Consider the following 16,625-nt stretch of genomic DNA (forward strand, 5'->3'; position numbering starts at 1 on the left):
GGGGTCGGGGTCGGGGTCGGGGTCGGGGTCGGGGTCGGGGTCGGGGTCGGGGTCGGGGTCGGGGTCGGGGTCGGGGTCGGGGTCGGGGTCGGGGTCGGGGTCGGGGTCGGGGTCGGGGTCGGGGTCGGGGTCGCGGTCGCGGTCGCGGTCGGGGTCCCGGTCCCGGTCCCGGTCCCGGTCGGGCCCGCCGTCCCTGTCCCCCCCGCCGCTGCCACCATCCACACCATCAGCACCGTCTCGATCATCCCATCCCTCCCTCGGCTCACTCGCCGGGCGATCTCTCTGGAGCAAACCCGGTGCCCACCCGCGTGCGCCGCGCTGGCGCGCACTTTCGCGGCGGCCGCGCTCGCGAACTGTCAGGCGATCCGAACGGGCCCGTCGGGTTCCCTTACAGTCGCGCCCTGCCCGCAGTCCGAAACCCGCGGTTCGGCGCGATCCGCGACACGTGGCGCGCGGCACGCGGCTTGCCAGTCTGGACGGGGCCCCTGCCCGCTGGCGGGGACAGGAGATCCCCCGATGCGCCGAGTCGTCGTCGTCCTCGTCGTGCTCACGGTCGTCCTCGCGAGCCTGATCGCGCTGCGCCTCTGGACCCAGGCGCGGGCGCTCGCCGCGCCCTCCGGCGGGTCGGGAGAGATCGAGGGCACGGACGTCGATCTCTCCTCGCGCGTCGGAGCCCGCATCCTCGAGGTCCGCGTCCGGGAGGGCGACCGCGTGAAGGCGGGCGACCTCCTCGTCCGGCTCGACTGCGCCGACCCGGCCGCAGCGCTCGCCGAGGCGGAGGCGCGGCTCGCGGCGGCGAAGGCGCAGGCGCTCGCGGCGGGCGCGCAGATCCAGGCGTCGCAGCGCGCGCGCACCGCGGCGGGGGCCACCGAGGAGGCGGCGCGGGCGCAGGCGTCCGCGCTCGCGGCCCAGCGCGACGCGGCGACCCGGCAGGCGAAGCGGCTCGAGGCGCTCCCGCAGGACGTCCCCGCCTCCAGCATCGACCAGACGCAGGCGTCGGCGGCGGGGCTCGAGCACCAGACCACGGCGGCGAAGGCGCAGGCGCTCGCGAGCGCCGCGCAGGTCCGGGCCGCCGAGGTCGGCATCCGCTCGGCGAGCGCGCAGGCCGACGCCGCGGTGGCTCAGATGCGTGCGGCCGAGGCGTCGGTGGCGCGCGCGAAGCTGCTCGTCGGCGAGTGCGAGGTGCGCGCGCCTCGCGACGCGGAGGTGGCGACGCTCCCGCACGAGGCGGGGGAGCTCGTCTCGCCCGGCGCGATCCTGGTCCGGCTCGTCGATCTCTCCGAGGTGAAGGCGACGTTCTACCTGCCGAACGCGGAGGTGGGCGCGGTGAAGCCCGGGGCGAAGGCGGTCGTGGTGGCGGACGCGTTCCCGGAGGAGCGGTTCGAGGGCACGGTCCGCACGGTCGCGCTCGAGGCCGAGTTCACCCCGCGCAACATCCAGACCCGCACCGATCGCGACCGGCTCGTCTACCCGGTGGAGGTGACGGTGCAGAACCGCGACGGCAAGCTGCGCGCCGGCATGCCGGTGCAGGTGACGCTCGGCGAGGGGAGGCGCTAGGTGGAGCTCCACCCCGAGCGCGGCGAGGCCGTCCGGGAGGCGGACGCGGCGCCCGCGCTGTCGGCGCGCGGGCTCTCGCGCCGCTTCGGCGCGGTGACGGCGCTCGACGGGCTCACCTTCGAGGTCGCCCGCGGGGAGCTGTACGGCCTCGTCGGCCCGGACGGCGCCGGGAAGACCACCGCCATCCGGGCGCTCGCGGGGCTCATCCGCCTCGACGGCGGCGAGGCGCGGGTGCTGGGGCTCGCCGCGGACGATCACGCGGTCCGGGAGCGGGTCGGGCTCATGCCGCAGCAGTTCAGCCTGTACCGCGATCTCTCGGTGGGTGAGAACCTCCGCTTCTTCTCGCGCGTCTTCGTCCTGCCGCGCGAGGTGTACCGCCGCCGCGCCGAGCGGCTCCTGGAGATCACGCGCCTCGGCCCGTTCCTCGACCGCCGCGCCGACGCGCTCTCCGGCGGCATGTACAAGAAGCTCGCGCTCGCCTGCGCCCTCCTCCACGAGCCGGAGGTGCTGCTCCTCGACGAGCCGACGAACGGCGTCGACCCCGTGTCGCGCCGGGAGCTGTGGGCGCTCCTGCACGAGTTCGTCCACGGGGGCATGACGGTGCTCGTCTCGACGCCTTACATGGACGAGGCGGAGCGCTGCGGGCGCGTCGGGCTCATGAACCGCGGTCGGCTACTGCTCGAGGGCGCGCCGCCCGCGCTCATCGCCGGCTTTCGCGACGAGGCGTACGAGGTGCGCGGCGGCGAGCGCGACCGGGTGGAGGCCGAGCTCGCCCGGACGGCGAGCGTTCGCGCCGCCTCGCCGGCCGGCGAGCGGCTCCGCATCGTCGTGGCCCGCGGCGCCGCGCCCGAGCTCGCCCGCTCGCTCGCCCCCCTCGGCGCCACGCTCGCGCCCGTGACGCCGGACTTCGAGGACCTGTTCCTGTCCCGGATCCGGGAGGAGGACGCATGAGCGCACCCGCTCCCGGCGCCCCGGTCATCGAGGCACGCCAGCTCACCCGCCGCTTCGGCTCCTTCACCGCGGTGGACGCGGTGAGCTTCGAGGTGGAGCGCGGCGAGATCTTCGGCTACCTGGGCGCGAACGGCGCCGGGAAATCGACCACCATCCGCATGCTGAACGGCCTGCTCGCGCCCACCAGCGGCACGGCGCGGGTCGCGGGGCACGACGTGGCCGCCGATCCGGACTCGGTGAAGGCGTCCATCGGGTACATGTCGCAGAAGTTCTCCCTCTACCTGGATCTGCCGGTGATGGAGAACCTGCTCTTCTTCGGCGGCGCCTACGGCCTCTTCGGGAAGGCCCTCCGCGTGCGCGCCGGAGAGCTGCTCGAGCTCACCGGGCTCGCGGGGCAGGACGCGGCGATCACCGGCTCGCTCCCGGGCGGCATGCGCCAGCGGCTGGCGCTCGCCGGCGCCATCCTCCACCGGCCCGAGGTGGTGTTCCTCGACGAGCCCACCGCCGGCGTGGATCCGGTGGCGCGCCGCGCGTTCTGGCGACTCATCCGCCAGCTGTCCTCCGGCGGGACCACCGTGTTCGTCACCACTCACTACCTCGACGAGGCGGAGTACTGCCGGCGCATCGGGCTGATGGTGGACGGACGGCTCGTGGCGCTCGACTCGCCGGCGGGCTTGAAGCGCACCTGGGTCCCCGACCGCGTGCTGGTGGCGCGCGGACAGGGGCTCGCGGGCGCCGCCGCGGCGCTGGCGGGGCGCGACGGCGTCCGCTCCGTGCAGCCGTTCGGCGCGGGGCTGCACCTGCGCGTCGATCCGGCCCGGCTCGACGAGGCCGGGGTGGGGCGGATCCTCTCCGCGGCGGGCGCGCGCGAGGTGGTGGTCGACCGCGCGGAGCCGTCGCTCGAGGACGTGTTCCTGGCGGTGGTGGGGCGCGAGGCGCGCGGGGAGGCCGTGACGTGAAGGGTCGAATCAGGCGGTCGCTGGTGCGGATCTACGCGATGGCCGCCAAGGAAGGGCGGCACATCGTCCGCGATCCGCGGACGCTCTACATGTCCCTCGGCATGCCCGTGCTGCTGCTGTTCCTCTTCGGCTACGGGGTGGCGTTCGACATCGATCGGATCCCGCTCGCGGTCGTGGACCAGGACCGGACCGAGTCCTCGCGCGCCCTGGTGCACGCGCTCACCGCCTCGCGCGAGCTCGTCTCGGTCGGCGAGCTCCCGGACCCGGCGGCGGTGCTCGGCGCGTTCCGGCAGGAGCGGGCGGTGGCCGCCCTCGTGGTGGACGAGGGCTACGAGCGCGCCCTGCTGGCGCGCGAGGTGGTGCCGGTGCAGCTCCTCGTGGACGGGGCGGACGCGCTCGTCGCGAACCAGCTCCTCGCCAAGGCGGACGCGCTCGTCCGCGCCGAGTCCCAGCGCCTGGCCAGCGCGGAGGTGGGAGAGACGACCCCGCCGGTGCGGGTGAAGGTCTGGACCCGGTACAACCCCGACGGGCGCTCCGCGTTCTACATGGTGCCGGGGCTCGCCGCGTACCTCCTCGCCATCACGGCGGTGCTGCTCACCGCCCTCACCATCGCGGGCGAGTGGGAGCGCGGCTCGATGGAGCAGCTCTTCGCGTCGCCCATCGGCCGCCTGGAGATCGTCCTCGGCAAGCTCCTGCCCTACCTCGGCCTCGGGCTCCTCGAGTTCCTCCTGGTGGTGGCGTTCGGGATGATCGCGTTCGACCTGCCGATGCGAGGCAGCGGCTTCGCGCTCGCCTTGCTCGGCCTGGTCTTCCTCCTCGGCATGCTGGGGCAGGGGCTGCTGGTCTCGGTGATCGCGAAGAACCAGACCGTCGCCACGCAGGCCGGCACCATGTCCTCGCTGCTCCCCTCGCTCCTGCTCTCCGGGATGATCTTCCCCATCGAGAACATGCCCGTGGTCCTCCAGCACTTCTCGCGGGTGATCCCCGCGCGCTACCTCGTCCACGGGCTCCGGGGCGTGCTGCTCAAGGGGAACGGGCTCGACGTGCTCTGGCCGGACCTGCTCGCGCTGGCCGTCTTCGCGCTCGTCGTGATCGGCCTCGCCACCGCCCGCTTCCAGCGGAGGCTCGCGTGACCGCCCCCGTCCGTCCCTCCGCTCGCGTCCAGCTCGCCGCGGTCTTCCGCAAGGAGGTCCAGCAGACGGTGCGCGACCGCAGGATCATGTTCATGCTGGTCGTCGCGCCGCTCATCCAGACGGTGGTGTTCGGCTTCGCGGTGGACTTCGAGGTGGACCGGGTGCCCACGGTCGTCGTCGATCCCGATCGCAGCGCCACCTCGCGCGAGGACGCCCGGCGGCTGCTCGCCGACGGGACGCTCCTGTCGACCGGCGAGGAGATCTCGGCGGAGGCCGCGAGCGCCGGCATCGACGCCGGGCGCGCGTCGGCTGCGCTCGTGTTCGAGCGGCGCGCCGAGGCGGACCGGCTGTCGGGGCGCGGGCAGGAGGTGCAGGTGCTGCTCGACGGCACGGACCCGAACCGCACCACCGTGACCTCGGGCGCCGTGTCGCGCTTCTTCTCCGAGCTCGGCGAGCGGCTCGCGCGCGAGCGCCTCGAGGCGAGCGGCCAGACCCCGCCGGCCCAGCTCCGGCCCATCCCGCGCGTGGCCTTCAACCCGGGCCTCGCCACCGCGCCGTACATGGTCCCCGGGATCGCCGCCATGCTCCTCGTGATCGTGACGACCTTCACCTCGGCCATGGGCCTCGCCCGCGAGCGCGAGATGGGGACGCTCGAGCAGGTGCTGGTGACGCCGATCCGGCCCGTGCTCCTGCTCGTCGGCAAGATGGCACCCTTCGTGGTGATCGGCCTCCTGGTGGTGGCGCTGCTCATCGGCGTCGGGACCTGGCTCTTCGCGATCCCGATCCGGGGGAGCCTCGGGCTCCTGTTCCTGGGCACCGTCCTGTACCTCCTCACCACCCTCGGGGCGGGGCTCCTCATCTCCACCGTCTCGGCGAACCAGCAGCAGGCGTTTCTGGGCGGCTTCCTCTTCACCATCCCGGCCGTGCTCCTCTCCGGCCTGATGACGCCCATCCTCGCGATGCCGGGCTGGCTGCGCCCGCTCACGCTCCTGAACCCCATCCGCTGGTACGCCGAGATCATGCGCGGCGTCCTGCTCCGCGGGGCGGGGCTCGCGGACCTGTGGCTCCAGCTCGCGGTGCTGCTCGTGATCGGGGTCGCGATCATGGCGGCGGCGACGCTCCGGTTCCGGCGGCGGCTCGGCTGAGGCCCGGCGCGCGCGGCGCGCCGCACACCAGAAACCCGCTTCCGAGGCGCGCCCGCGTTAGAGTGCCGCCCGTGGACACCGTCGTCGCGATCCGCGGAGTCACGAAGAGGTACGGCCCGCTCGTCGCGGTGGACGGGATCGATCTCGGCATCCGGCGTGGCGAGATCTTCGGGCTGCTCGGCCCGAACGGCGCCGGCAAGACGACGCTCATCTCGATGATCGCCGGCCTCCTCCGGCCGACCTCCGGCGAGATCTCGGTGCTGGGTCACGACGTCGTCCGCGAGTACCGCGAGACGCGCCGCGCCATCGGGCTCGTGCCGCAGGAGATCAACTTCGACCCGTTCTTCAACGTCGAGGAGACGCTCCGCATGCAGGCCGGCTACTTCGGCGTGCGGCTCGCGGAGGAGCGGCTCGTCGAGATCCTCGGCGCCCTCGACCTCCTCTCGAAGCGCACCACCAACAGCCGGGCGCTCTCGGGGGGCATGAAGCGGCGGCTGCTCATCGGCAAGGCGCTCGTCCACGATCCGGCGGTGCTGTTCCTCGACGAGCCGACCGCGGGCGTCGACGTGGAGCTGCGGCGCTCGCTCTGGAGCTACGTGCGGCGCCTGCGCGAGCGCGGGACCACCATCGTGCTCACGACGCACTACCTCGAGGAGGCGGAGGAGCTCGCCGACCGCATCGGCGTCATCGATCGCGGGAGGCTGCTCGTCGTCGAGGACAAGGACGCGCTCCTCTCGCGCCACGGCGCGAAGGTGCTCCGGCTCTCGCTCGCGCGGCCGATCGCGAGCCTGCCCGCCCCGCTCGTGGCGGTTGGCGCCCGCCTCGACGCGGGCGGATCGGTCGTGACCTTCGAGGCCTCGACGGGGGACGCGTTCGGGCCGCTCCTCGCGGCGGTGGCGGACGCGGGGCTCGCCGTGGGCGACGTCGAGACGCGGCGGACGACGCTCGAGGACGTGTTCGTGCGGCTCGTCTCGCGCGACCGCGGGGAGGCGACGGCGTGATCTCGCTCGGGCTGTGGACGCTGCTCCAGAAGGAGGTGCGCCGGTTCCTGCGCGTGCCCGGGCAGACGCTGCTCTCGCCGGTCATCACGACCGCGCTCTACTTCATCGTCTTCGGCTACTCGCTCGGCGGCCGGCTCCGCGAGGTCGAGGGCGTGCCGTACGCGCGCTTCATCGTGCCCGGCCTCGTCACCCTCGGCGTCGTCACGAACGCCTACCTCAACACCGCGTCCTCCATGTTCGTGATGAAGCTCCAGGGGACGATCACGGATCTCCTCGTGTCGCCGCTCTCCTACGGCGAGATCCTCGCCGGGTTCGTCGTCGCGGCCGTGCTGCGCGGGCTCCTCGTCGGCGGGGTGATGTGGGGAGTGGCGGGGGTGTTCAGCGGCTTCGACGTCGCGCACCCGCTGCTCGCGCTGGCGCTCGTCGTGCTCGCTGCGGTCGCGTTCTCGGCGCTCGGCCTCATGACGGCGATCTGGGCGAGCTCGTTCGAGCAGGTGAACTTCTTCCCCACCTTCTTCATCACCCCGCTCACCTTCCTCGGCGGCGTCTTCTACTCGATCGAGATGCTGCCGGCGCCGTTCCGCGCCTTCACCCACGTGAACCCCGTCTTCTACATGGTGGACGGCGTGCGGTTCGGGATGCTCGGCATCTCGGACGCGCCGCCCGCCGCCGGGGCGGCGCTGCTCGTCGTGCTCGCGAGCGGCGCGATCGCCGCCGCGTACGCGATGCTCCGGTCCGGCTACAAGCTGCGCGGTTGACGTTCGGTCGTACGGCTGGCTACCTCTATCGGGGGAGAAGCAGTCTGCCGCGCCGACAGCTTTGCAGCCGCGAGGCGGGCCGGTCACGGGTCGCGCAAGGGCTGCGCGAACGCCTTCACGTCGCGTGCCGTCAGCGGCTTTTCCGGGATCGAAATCGCCCCGACATGGGTTTATGCTACGGCCCCCTCGAAGCAGGGGTCTCGCGCAACTCGCGATACGGAGGTCTCTCCACATGCGTCGTTTGTCCGTCGTGATGCTCGTCTCGCTGGCCGTGGCGGGATGCAAGAAGCAAGAGCCCGCCCTGCCGCAGAGCAACGCGGCGCAGCCGGGTGCTCCGGCGCCCCAGGACGGGGCCGCCGCCCCGTCCGCCGCGCTCCAGGGCAAGGTCCTCGAGCGACTCGATGCTCCGCCGTACAGCTACCTCAAGCTCCAGACCGCGCAGGGAGAGACCTGGGCCGCGGTCCCGAAGACCGACGTCGAGAAGGGCAAGGACGTCACGGTGGCCGGCGCGATGCCGATGAAGGACTTCGAGTCGAAGACCCTGAACCGCAAGTTCGACGTGGTCTACTTCGGCACGCTCGGCGGCGAGGCCCCCGCGGCCGCGGGTGGCCCGATGGGCGGCGGCATGGGCGGCGCGATGGGCGGCGCGATGCCCGGCGGCCAGGGCCCCGAGTCGATGGCGGCGGCGCACGCGGCCGCGGCGGCGGGCCCGAAGGAAGTCGGCGACGTGAAGGTCCCGAAGGCGGGCGGCCCCGACGCGCGCACCGTCTCCGAGGTGTGGACGCAGCGCGCGGCGCTCAAGGAGAAGAGCGTCTCGGTCCGCGGCAAGGTCGTGAAGTGGAACGCCGGCATCATGGGCAAGAACTGGCTCCACCTGCGCGACGGCTCGGGCACGGCGGGCAAGGACAACGACATCACGATCACCACGAGCGACGAGGCCGCCGTCGGCGACGTCGTCCTCGTGAAGGGCACGGTCCGCGTCGACAAGGACTTCGGCGCCGGCTACGCATACCCGGTGATCATCGAGGACGCGAAGCTCTCGAAGTAGCCGCTCCTCGAGCACGAGCCCCGACGGGCGCGGTCCTCGCGGGCCGCGCCCGTTTTCCTTCCGGGCGGCTGACGTGTAGATTCGGCCGCCCGTGGCGACCGCTCCCGAGACCCTCTTCTCCGCCGCGGATCGGCGAGCGCTCGAGGCGGAGGTCGCGGAGCTCGCCGACGCCTGGAGCGGCCTCGGGCGAGCGCAGGGCGAGCCGCCGGGCGCCGAGTCGCCGGAGGACCTCGCGCTGCGCCGGAGCTGCGCCGCGCGGCTCGAGGCCCTGCGCGCGCGCTGGCGCGAGGCCCCCGAGCTGTTCGCGCCGGCCACCGTCGGCCGGCTGCGCGCGCTCGCGGAGGCGATCGGCCGTCCCTCCGCCGCGCCGCCCGCGCCCCCCACGCCGTCGGGGGCGCGCCAGCTCCTGCGCGAGGTGTTCGGGCACGAGGCCTTCCGGCCGGGCCAGGAGGAGATCGTCACCGCCGTCCTCGCCGGCCGCGACTGCCTCGGCGTCATGCCCACCGGCGCCGGCAAGTCGCTCACCTACCAGATCCCGGCGCGCATCCTCGGCGGTACGACCCTCGTCATCTCGCCGCTCGTCGCGCTCATGAAGGACCAGGTCGACGCCATGGAGCGCGTCGGGCTGCGCGCGGCGTTCCTCAACTCGACGCTCTCGCCCGAGGAGCGGCGCGACCGGGTCCGCGCGCTGCGCCGCGGCGAGCTCGAGCTCCTGTACGCCGCGCCGGAGGGGCTGGAGGCGTCGGTCGGGAGCGCGCTCGAGGGCGTGCGGCTCGCGCTCATCGCGGTCGACGAGGCGCACTGCATCAGCCACTGGGGCCACGACTTCCGCCCCGCCTACCGGAACCTGGCGGGCCTGAAGGAGCGGTTCGGCGCGCGCGTGCTGGCGCTCACGGCGACCGCGACGCCCGAGGTGACGCACGACATCGCCGCGCAGCTCGGCATGGAGCGGCCGCTCCTCGTGCGCGGCTCCTTCCTGCGCAGGAACCTGTCGCTCCACGCGGTGAAGAAGGGCGAGGGGCTCAAGGCCCGCGACGCGATCCTCCGGCTCGTCCGCGCGCGCAGGGGCGAGAGCGGGATCGTCTACGCGCTCTCGCGCAAGTCGGTGGAGGAGACCGCCGAGCTCCTGAAGGACCACGGCGTCCGCGCCGAGGCCTACCACGCCGGCCTCGAGCCGGAGGTCCGCGCCCGCGTGCAGGACGCCTTCCGCTCGGGCGAGATCGACGTCGTCACCGCGACGGTCGCGTTCGGGATGGGGATCGACAAGCCGGACATCCGCTTCGTCATCCACCGCGACCTGCCGCGCTCGATCGAGTCGTACTACCAGGAGATCGGCCGCGCCGGCCGCGACGGGAAGCCGAGCACCTGCGTCCTCCTCTACTCGTGGGCGGACGTGATGAGCTGGGAGCGGCTCCTCGGCGACGTCGAGCCCGAGCTCGCAGAGGCGCAGAAGCGGGCGGCGCGGGCGATGTACCGGCTCGCGGACGGCGACGGGTGCCGGCACGAGCGGGTGGTCGGGCACTTCGGCGAGGTGATCGCGCCGTGCGGCGACGCGTGCGACCGCTGCACCGGCGAGGACGTCGTCGAGAGCGCGCCCGCGGTGCGGGTGTCGCGCGCCGGGCGCGGCGCCGCCGGCCGCAAGCGCGACGCCTCCCGCGGTCGCGACGCGGCGCTCGACGCCGAGGTCGACCTCGAGCTCTTCGAGGCGCTCCGCGCCTGGCGCGGCGAGCAGGCCCGCGAGCGCGGGGTGCCGGCCTACGTGGTCTTCGCCGACGCGACCCTCGCCGAGCTCGCGCTGCGGCGGCCAGCCACGCGAGACGAGCTCCTCGAGGTGAAGGGCATCGGGCCGCGCAAGCTCGAGGAGTACGGGGAGGCGCTCGTGAAGATCCTGAGGGGTCGGTAGACCCGACCCCGACCTCGACCCCGACCCCGACCTCGACCCCGACCCCGACCCCGACCCCGACCCCGACCCCGACCCCGACCCCGACCCCGACCCGGACCCCGACCCGGACCCGGACCTCGACCTCGACCTCGACCTCGACCTCGACCTCAGATGGCGCTCCCCTCGACCCTCCACCACTTCGATCTCCGCATCACCCACGCCGACACCGGCGTCGAGGCGGCCGTCGCCCTCAAGGTCGCGCGCCATCCCTCCGAGACCGCGGAGCGGCTCTGGCTCCGCGTCCTCGCCTACGCCTGGCAGTGGCGGGAGGGGATCGCGTTCGGGCCGGGGCTCTGCGAGCCGGAGGCGCCGGACGTGCTCGCCTCGCTGCCCGACGGGCGCGCGGCGCTCGTCGTGCGGGTGGGCAAGCCCGAGCCGCAGCGGATCGAGCGCGACGTGAACGGGAACGCGGGCGCCCGCGTGGCGGCGCTGTTCGAGTCTCCCCGGCGCCTCGAGGCGTTCCTCGTCGAGGCGCGCGAGCGCAAGCTCGCCCGGGTGGCGCGGGCCGACCTCGCCGCGGTGGATCCCGGGCTCCTCGCCTGGCTCTCACGCCACGAGGAGCGCCGCGCGCGCATCGGGCTCACGTTCGTCGCCGACCACGTCTACGCCGACCTGGACGGCGAGTCGGCCGACGGCCCTCTCGGGCGAGCGAGCTTCTGAGCCCCTGATTCCACAGGGGTTTTGGGAGCATCCGCCGATGGGCATGAAATCCGTCCCCGCGACGTTTAATCATCCGTAAGTGGACTGTTTCAGTCCATGATGGGATGGGCCAGCCGGAGGCGGACGGATGATCAGAATGTCGAAGCTCACCGACTACGCGATCGTCCTGCTCGCGCACCTCGCGCGCAGCGGTCGCACGCTCGCCGCGCAGGAGCTCGCCGCGCGCTCGGGGGTGCCCCTCCCCACCGTCTCCAAGCTGTGCAAGGAGCTCTCGAAGGCCGGGCTCGTCATCTCGCATCGCGGACGTCACGGTGGGTACGGGCTCGCCCGCCCGGCGGACCACATCTCCGTCGCGGAGATCGTCGAGGCGCTCGAGGGGCCCATCGCGCTCACCGACTGCACCTCGCCGGCGAAGGTGGCCTGCGGCATCGAGGCGACCTGCCCGGCCAAGGCGAGCTTCGACCCCGTCACGCGCGCGATCCAGGGCGCGCTCGCGGGCCTGCCCCTCTCGGCCATCGCCCCCTTCCGCGCGCCGGCGGAGGACCCGCCCGCGCCCGCGCCCGTCACGCTGGGAGTGCACGCGTCATGACCACCGCGCAGCAGCTCAAGGAGCTGACGCAGCAGAAGTACCGCTACGGCTTCGTCACCGACATCGAGGAGGACAAGGTCCCGCGCGGCCTGTCCGAGGACACCGTCCGCCTCATCTCGGCGAAGAAGAACGAGCCCCAGTTCATGCTCGAGTGGCGCCTCAAGGCGTACCGGCACTGGCTCACGCTCGAGGAGCCGACCTGGGCGAACGTGAAGTACCCGCCCATCGACTACCAGGACATCGTCTACTACTCGGCCCCGAAGCAGAAGAAGCCGCTCGCGTCGATGGACGAGGTGGACCCGGAGCTGAAGCGCGCCTTCGAGAAGCTGGGCATCCCGCTCGCCGAGCAGCAGCGCCTCGCCGGCGTGGCGGTGGACGCGGTGTTCGACTCGGTGTCGGTCGCGACCACCTACAAGAAGAAGCTCGGCGACCTCGGCATCGTCTTCTGCTCGTTCTCCGAGGCGGTGCGCGAGCACCCCGCGCTCGTGGAGAAGTGGCTCGGCTCGGTCGTGCCGTACAGCGACAACTACTTCGCCGCGCTCAACAGCGCGGTCTTCTCCGACGGCTCGTTCGTCTACGTGCCGAAGGGCGTCCGCTGCCCGATGGAGCTCTCGACCTACTTCCGCATCAACGCCAAGGACACCGGCCAGTTCGAGCGGACCCTCATCGTCGCCGACGAGGGCGCGTACGTCTCGTACCTCGAGGGCTGCACCGCCCCGCAGCGCGACGAGAACCAGCTCCACGCGGCGGTCGTCGAGCTCGTCGCGCACGAGGGCGCGCACATCAAGTACTCCACCGTCCAGAACTGGTACCCGGGCGACGCGGAGGGCAAGGGCGGGATCTACAACTTCGTCACGAAGCGCGGGAAGGCGCTCGCGCGGGCCAAGATCAGCTGGACCCAGGTCGAGACGGGCTCGGCGATCACCTGGAAGTACCCGTCCTGCATCCTCCAGGGTGACGACTCGGTGGGCGAGTTCTACTCGGTCGCGCTCACGAACCACCGCCAGCAGGCGGACACCGGCACGAAGATGATCCACGTCGGCAAGAACACCCGCTCGACCATCATCTCGAAGGGCATCAGCGCCGGCCGGGGCCAGAACACCTACCGCGGCCTCGTGAAGATGATGAAGGGCGCCACGGGGGCTCGCAATTACTCTCAGTGCGACTCGCTCCTCATCGGCGATCGCTGCGGCGCCCACACGTTCCCGTACATCGAGGTGCGCAACCCCTCGGCGAAGGTCGAGCACGAGGCGACCACCTCGAAGATCAGCGAGGACCAGCTCTTCTACTGCAAGCAGCGGGGCATCTCGGACGAGGACGCGGTCTCCATGATCGTGAACGGCTTCGCGAAGCAGGTCCTGAAGGAGCTGCCGATGGAGTTCGCGGTGGAAGCTCAGAAGCTCCTGGGGATGTCGCTCGAAGGGAGCGTCGGCTAGCGATGGGAGGGAACGGCAAGGTGAACGGCCCGAGAGACGCCGCGGCGCTGCTGCGGGTGAGGGGGCTGCGCGCGAGGATCGCGGGCGGCGAGGGCGAGATCCTGAAGGGCGTGGACCTCGAGATCCGGCCGGGCGAGGTGCACGCCATCATGGGGCCGAACGGCTCCGGCAAGTCCACGCTCGCGGGCGTGCTCGCCGGCCGCGAGGCGTTCGAGGTGACGGGCGGCTCGGCGACGTACGCCGGCCAGGATCTCCTCGCGCTCGCGCCCGAGGCGCGCGCGGCGGCGGGGCTGTTCCTCGGCTTCCAGTACCCGGTGGAGATCCCCGGCGTCGGGAACCTCTACTTCCTCCGCACCGCGCTCAACGCCATCCGGCGCGCGCGCGGCGAGGAAGAGCTCGACGCGATGGACTTCCTCGCGCTCGCCAAGGAGAGGATGAAGCTCGTCGAGCTCGACCCCGCGTTCGGGAGCCGCTCGGTGAACGAGGGCTTCTCCGGCGGCGAGAAGAAGCGGAACGAGGTCTTCCAGATGGCGGTGCTCGAGCCCCGGCTCGCCATCCTCGACGAGATCGACTCGGGCCTCGACATCGACGCCCTCCGCGTGGTCGCGCGCGGGGTGAACGCGGTGCGCGGCCCGGAGCGCGGCATCCTGCTCGTGACCCACTACAAGCGGCTCCTCGAGTACGTCCCCCCCGACGTCGTGCACGTCATGGCGAACGGGCGGATCGTCCGCTCCGGCGGGCCGGAGCTCGCGGACGAGCTCGAGCAGACCGGGTACGCGTGGACGGACGGCATGCGGCCCGAGGTCGCCCAGCCCGCGGGCGCGTGAGGAGAGCGATGACGCCCGTCGAGTCGAGCCTCGTCGAGCTGTTCGCGAGGGACCCGCGCGAGCCCGGGTGGCTCGCCGACGCCCGCCTGGAGGCGCTCGCGCGCTTCCGCGCCCGCGGCCTGCCCACCTCGCGCGACGAGGACTGGCGCTTCACGAGCCTCGCGCCGCTCGCGCCCGTGGTCCTCGAGCGGACGCGCCCCGCCGACGCCGAGGACGGCGCCGCGCCCGTGGCCGCGCTCCTCGCGAGGGCGCCGGGCGGCGGCGGCCCCCGGCTCGTCTTCGTCGACGGCCGGCTCCGCCCCGAGCTCTCCGCGGCCGACGGGCTCCCCGCGGGCGCGGTGGTGGCCTCGCTCGCGCAGGCGCTCCGCGAGACCCCCGCGCTCGTGAAGCCGCACCTCGGCCGGCTCGCGCGCCCCGAGGAGCACGCCTTCGTCGCGGCGAACGCCGCGCTGATGGCGGACGGCGGCTTCGTTCACCTGCCCGCCGGCGCCACGCTCGACGCGCCCATCGTGCTCGTCTTCCTCGCCTCCGGCGCGCGCCCCGCCCTCTCGAGCCCGCGGACCCTCGTCGTCGCGGGCGAGGGCGCCCGCGCGAGCGTTGCCGAGGTCTTCCTCGGGACGGACGGCGTCTACCTCACGAACGCGGTCACCGAGCTCGTCCTCGGCGAGGGCGCCGAGGTGGAGCACGTGCGGCTGCAGGACGAGTCCCGCCGCGCCTTCCACGTGGGCGTCGTCGTCGCGGAGCAGCAGGCGAAGGCGAGCCTCGCCGCGCACGCGCTGTCGCTCGGCGGCCGGCTCTCCAGGAGCGAGCTCCGCACGCGGCTCGTCGGCGAGCAGGCGAGCGTCGCCGCGAACGGCCTGTACATGGCGGACGGCGAGCGGCTCGTGGACAACTTCTCCTGGGTGGAGCACGCCGTCCCGCGCTGCTCGACCACGGAGACGTACAAGGGCGTCCTCGACGGCCACTCGCGCGGCGTGTTCTCCGGGCGCATCCGCGTGATGCCCGGCGCGCAGAAGACCGTCGCGTACCAGATGAACTCGAACCTGCTCCTCTCCGACGACGCGATCGTCGACACGAAGCCGCAGCTCGAGATCTTCGCGGACGACGTGAAGTGCGGGCACGGCGGCACGGTCGGCCAGCTCGACGAGGCCGCGCTCTTCTACCTGCGCTCGCGCGGACTGCCCGCGGCGGAGGCGCGCGGCCTCCTCATCTACGCGTTCGCGGCCGAGATGGTGGACCTCGTCCGCGCCGGCTCGCTCCGCGCCGCGGCGAGGGACCTCGTCCAGGCCCGGCTGCCCGCGGGCGCGCGGCTCCTGGAGGCGGCATGAGCGCAGGCGGCGGCACGAGCGCGGCGGGCGAGCGGCGGAGCGAGGCGGTGGCGCGGCGGGCCGCGCCGGTGTTCGACGCGGCGCGCGCGCGCGAGGACTTCCCGATCCTGCGCCAGCGCGTCCACGGCCGGCCGCTCGTGTACCTCGACAACGCCGCGACCACCCAGAAGCCGCGGTCGGTCATCGACGCGATCTCCCGGTACTACGAGGAGGACAACGCCAACGTGCACCGCGGCGTGCACCTCCTGTCGGAGCGCGCGACGCGCCGCCACGACGAGGCGCGCAAGCGGGTAGCGCGCTTCATCGGCGCGGCGGATCCGCGCGAGGTGATCTTCGTCCGCGGCACCACCGAGGCGGTGAACCTCGTCGCGCAGACGTTCGGCCGGACGCGGGTCGGCGCGGGCGACGAGGTGCTCGTCACCGAGCTCGAGCACCACTCCAACATCGTCCCCTGGCAGATGCTCTGCCAGGAGAAGGGCGCGCGGCTGCGCGTCGTGCCCGTGACGGACGCGGGCGACCTCGACCTCGACGCGCTCGAGGCGCTCCTCGGCCCGCGCACCCGGCTCCTCGCGGTGACGCAGGTCTCGAACGCGCTCGGCACCGTGAATCCGCTCCGCGAGATCATCGCGCGGGCGAAGGCGAAGGGCGTCCCGGTGCTCGTGGATGGCGCGCAGGGCGCGCCGCACCTCGCCTTCGACGCCGACGCCTCCGGCGCGGACTTCTACGCGTTCAGCGGGCACAAGCTGTACGGGCCGACCGGCATCGGCGTGCTGTGGGGGCGCCGCGAGCACCTCGAGGCGATGCCGCCCTGGCAGGGCGGGGGGGACATGATCCTCTCCGTCACCTTCGAGAAGACGATCTACAACGCGCTGCCCTACAAGTTCGAGGCGGGCACGCCGGACATCGCGGGCGCGATCGGGCTCGCCGCCGCCATCGAGTACGTGGAGGGCCTGGGCCTCGAGGCGATCGCCGCGCACGAGCGCGAGCTGCTCGGCCTCACGGTGGACGCGCTCTCGGCCGAGGACGGCGTGCGCCTCGTCGGCACGCCGCGCGAGCGCGCGGGGGTGGTCTCGTTCCTCGTCGGCGACGTTCACCCGCACGACATCGGCACCGTGCTCGATCGGCACGGGGTCGCCGTCCGCGCCGGGCACCACTGCGCCCAGCCGCTCATGCAGCGCCTCGGCCTCGCCGCGACGGCGCGCGCGTCATTCGGGCTCTACAACACCCGCGAGGACGTCGAGGCGCTCGTGCGCGGGATCCGCGCGGTCCGGGAGATGTTCGCCTGAACCGG

Annotated in this window: 16 protein-coding genes; 15 read left to right on the forward strand and 1 reads right to left on the reverse strand. The window is 73.3% G+C overall.

Annotated elements, in window-relative coordinates; genetic code table 11:
• Window positions 1-245, reverse strand: a 245-nt coding sequence (locus MNY62_RS20455; protein WP_242346207.1) for a hypothetical protein, incomplete at its 3' end; no start/stop codon positions are given.
• Between the two features lie 271 nt (window positions 246-516).
• Between MNY62_RS20455 and MNY62_RS20460 the strand changes: the two genes are divergently transcribed.
• The 15 genes from MNY62_RS20460 to MNY62_RS20530 all read left to right on the forward strand — a co-directional run bounded on the left by MNY62_RS20460 (window position 517) and on the right by MNY62_RS20530 (window position 16,620).
• Entirely contained in the window at window positions 517-1,557 is a 1,041-nt protein-coding gene (locus tag MNY62_RS20460; protein ID WP_242346208.1) for an HlyD family secretion protein, read from the forward strand.
• The gene (locus MNY62_RS20465) at window positions 1,558-2,508 is read left to right on the forward strand and encodes an ABC transporter ATP-binding protein (RefSeq protein WP_242346209.1); all 951 of its coding nucleotides are present in this window, start codon (window positions 1,558-1,560) and stop codon (window positions 2,506-2,508) included. It begins immediately after the preceding gene.
• A complete protein-coding gene (locus MNY62_RS20470; RefSeq protein WP_242346210.1) occupies window positions 2,505-3,467 on the forward strand; it encodes an ABC transporter ATP-binding protein in 963 nt (320 codons plus the stop codon). The genes MNY62_RS20465 and MNY62_RS20470 overlap by 4 nt, the downstream gene beginning before the upstream one ends.
• Complete coding sequence (locus tag MNY62_RS20475) at window positions 3,464-4,600, forward strand: ABC transporter permease (protein ID WP_242346211.1); 1,137 nt, start codon at window positions 3,464-3,466, stop codon at window positions 4,598-4,600. Before MNY62_RS20470 ends, MNY62_RS20475 begins: the two co-directional genes overlap by 4 nt.
• Complete coding sequence (locus MNY62_RS20480) at window positions 4,597-5,745, forward strand: ABC transporter permease (RefSeq protein ID WP_242346212.1); 1,149 nt, start codon at window positions 4,597-4,599, stop codon at window positions 5,743-5,745. The genes MNY62_RS20475 and MNY62_RS20480 overlap by 4 nt, the downstream gene beginning before the upstream one ends.
• Window positions 5,746-5,816: 71 nt before the next feature.
• Window positions 5,817-6,746 carry an ABC transporter ATP-binding protein gene (locus MNY62_RS20485; RefSeq protein WP_242346213.1) on the forward strand — a complete coding sequence of 310 codons (930 nt, stop codon included), beginning with the start codon at window positions 5,817-5,819 and terminating at the stop codon, window positions 6,744-6,746.
• Entirely contained in the window at window positions 6,743-7,504 is a 762-nt protein-coding gene (locus tag MNY62_RS20490) for an ABC transporter permease (RefSeq protein ID WP_242346214.1), read from the forward strand. Before MNY62_RS20485 ends, MNY62_RS20490 begins: the two co-directional genes overlap by 4 nt.
• Before the next feature lie 232 nt (window positions 7,505-7,736).
• Window positions 7,737-8,552, forward strand: a complete 816-nt coding sequence (locus tag MNY62_RS20495) for an OB-fold nucleic acid binding domain-containing protein (protein ID WP_242346215.1) — start codon at window positions 7,737-7,739, stop codon at window positions 8,550-8,552.
• A 91-nt stretch (window positions 8,553-8,643) separates the two neighbouring features.
• Window positions 8,644-10,455 carry a RecQ family ATP-dependent DNA helicase gene (locus tag MNY62_RS20500; RefSeq protein ID WP_242346216.1) on the forward strand — a complete coding sequence of 604 codons (1,812 nt, stop codon included), beginning with the start codon at window positions 8,644-8,646 and terminating at the stop codon, window positions 10,453-10,455.
• A gap of 150 nt (window positions 10,456-10,605) precedes the next feature.
• Entirely contained in the window at window positions 10,606-11,154 is a 549-nt protein-coding gene (locus tag MNY62_RS20505) for a YaeQ family protein (RefSeq protein ID WP_242346217.1), read from the forward strand.
• 136 nt (window positions 11,155-11,290) lie between these two features.
• Complete coding sequence (locus tag MNY62_RS20510; protein WP_242346218.1) at window positions 11,291-11,743, forward strand: SUF system Fe-S cluster assembly regulator; 453 nt, start codon at window positions 11,291-11,293, stop codon at window positions 11,741-11,743.
• The gene (gene sufB / locus MNY62_RS20515) at window positions 11,740-13,179 is read left to right on the forward strand and encodes a Fe-S cluster assembly protein SufB (RefSeq protein ID WP_242346219.1); all 1,440 of its coding nucleotides are present in this window, start codon (window positions 11,740-11,742) and stop codon (window positions 13,177-13,179) included. The genes MNY62_RS20510 and sufB overlap by 4 nt, the downstream gene beginning before the upstream one ends.
• 2 nt (window positions 13,180-13,181) lie before the next feature.
• Window positions 13,182-14,006: a Fe-S cluster assembly ATPase SufC gene (sufC, locus tag MNY62_RS20520; RefSeq protein ID WP_242346220.1), complete on the forward strand. Its 825-nt coding sequence runs from the start codon at window positions 13,182-13,184 to the stop codon at window positions 14,004-14,006.
• 8 nt (window positions 14,007-14,014) lie between these two features.
• Window positions 14,015-15,334: a Fe-S cluster assembly protein SufD gene (sufD, locus tag MNY62_RS20525; RefSeq protein WP_242346221.1), complete on the forward strand. Its 1,320-nt coding sequence runs from the start codon at window positions 14,015-14,017 to the stop codon at window positions 15,332-15,334.
• Entirely contained in the window at window positions 15,331-16,620 is a 1,290-nt protein-coding gene (locus MNY62_RS20530; RefSeq protein WP_242346222.1) for a cysteine desulfurase, read from the forward strand. The genes sufD and MNY62_RS20530 overlap by 4 nt, the downstream gene beginning before the upstream one ends.
• Window positions 16,621-16,625 lie beyond the last annotated feature (5 nt).

The sequence above is a fragment of the Anaeromyxobacter terrae genome, from assembly GCF_022690685.1.
GTDB classification, from domain to species: Bacteria; Myxococcota; Myxococcia; order Myxococcales; family Anaeromyxobacteraceae; genus Anaeromyxobacter; species Anaeromyxobacter terrae.

Coding starts and splice junctions, on each gene's coding strand:
- MNY62_RS20460 (WP_242346208.1), top strand. CDS start 517: ATGCGCCGAGTCGTCGTCGTCCTCGTCGTGCTCACGGTCGTCCTCGCG.
- MNY62_RS20470 (WP_242346210.1), top strand. CDS start 2,505: ATGAGCGCACCCGCTCCCGGCGCCCCGGTCATCGAGGCACGCCAGCTC.
- MNY62_RS20495 (WP_242346215.1), top strand. CDS start 7,737: ATGCGTCGTTTGTCCGTCGTGATGCTCGTCTCGCTGGCCGTGGCGGGA.
- MNY62_RS20505 (WP_242346217.1), top strand. CDS start 10,606: ATGGCGCTCCCCTCGACCCTCCACCACTTCGATCTCCGCATCACCCAC.
- MNY62_RS20510 (WP_242346218.1), top strand. CDS start 11,291: ATGTCGAAGCTCACCGACTACGCGATCGTCCTGCTCGCGCACCTCGCG.
- sufB (WP_242346219.1), top strand. CDS start 11,740: ATGACCACCGCGCAGCAGCTCAAGGAGCTGACGCAGCAGAAGTACCGC.
- sufC (WP_242346220.1), top strand. CDS start 13,182: ATGGGAGGGAACGGCAAGGTGAACGGCCCGAGAGACGCCGCGGCGCTG.
- sufD (WP_242346221.1), top strand. CDS start 14,015: ATGACGCCCGTCGAGTCGAGCCTCGTCGAGCTGTTCGCGAGGGACCCG.
- MNY62_RS20530 (WP_242346222.1), top strand. CDS start 15,331: ATGAGCGCAGGCGGCGGCACGAGCGCGGCGGGCGAGCGGCGGAGCGAG.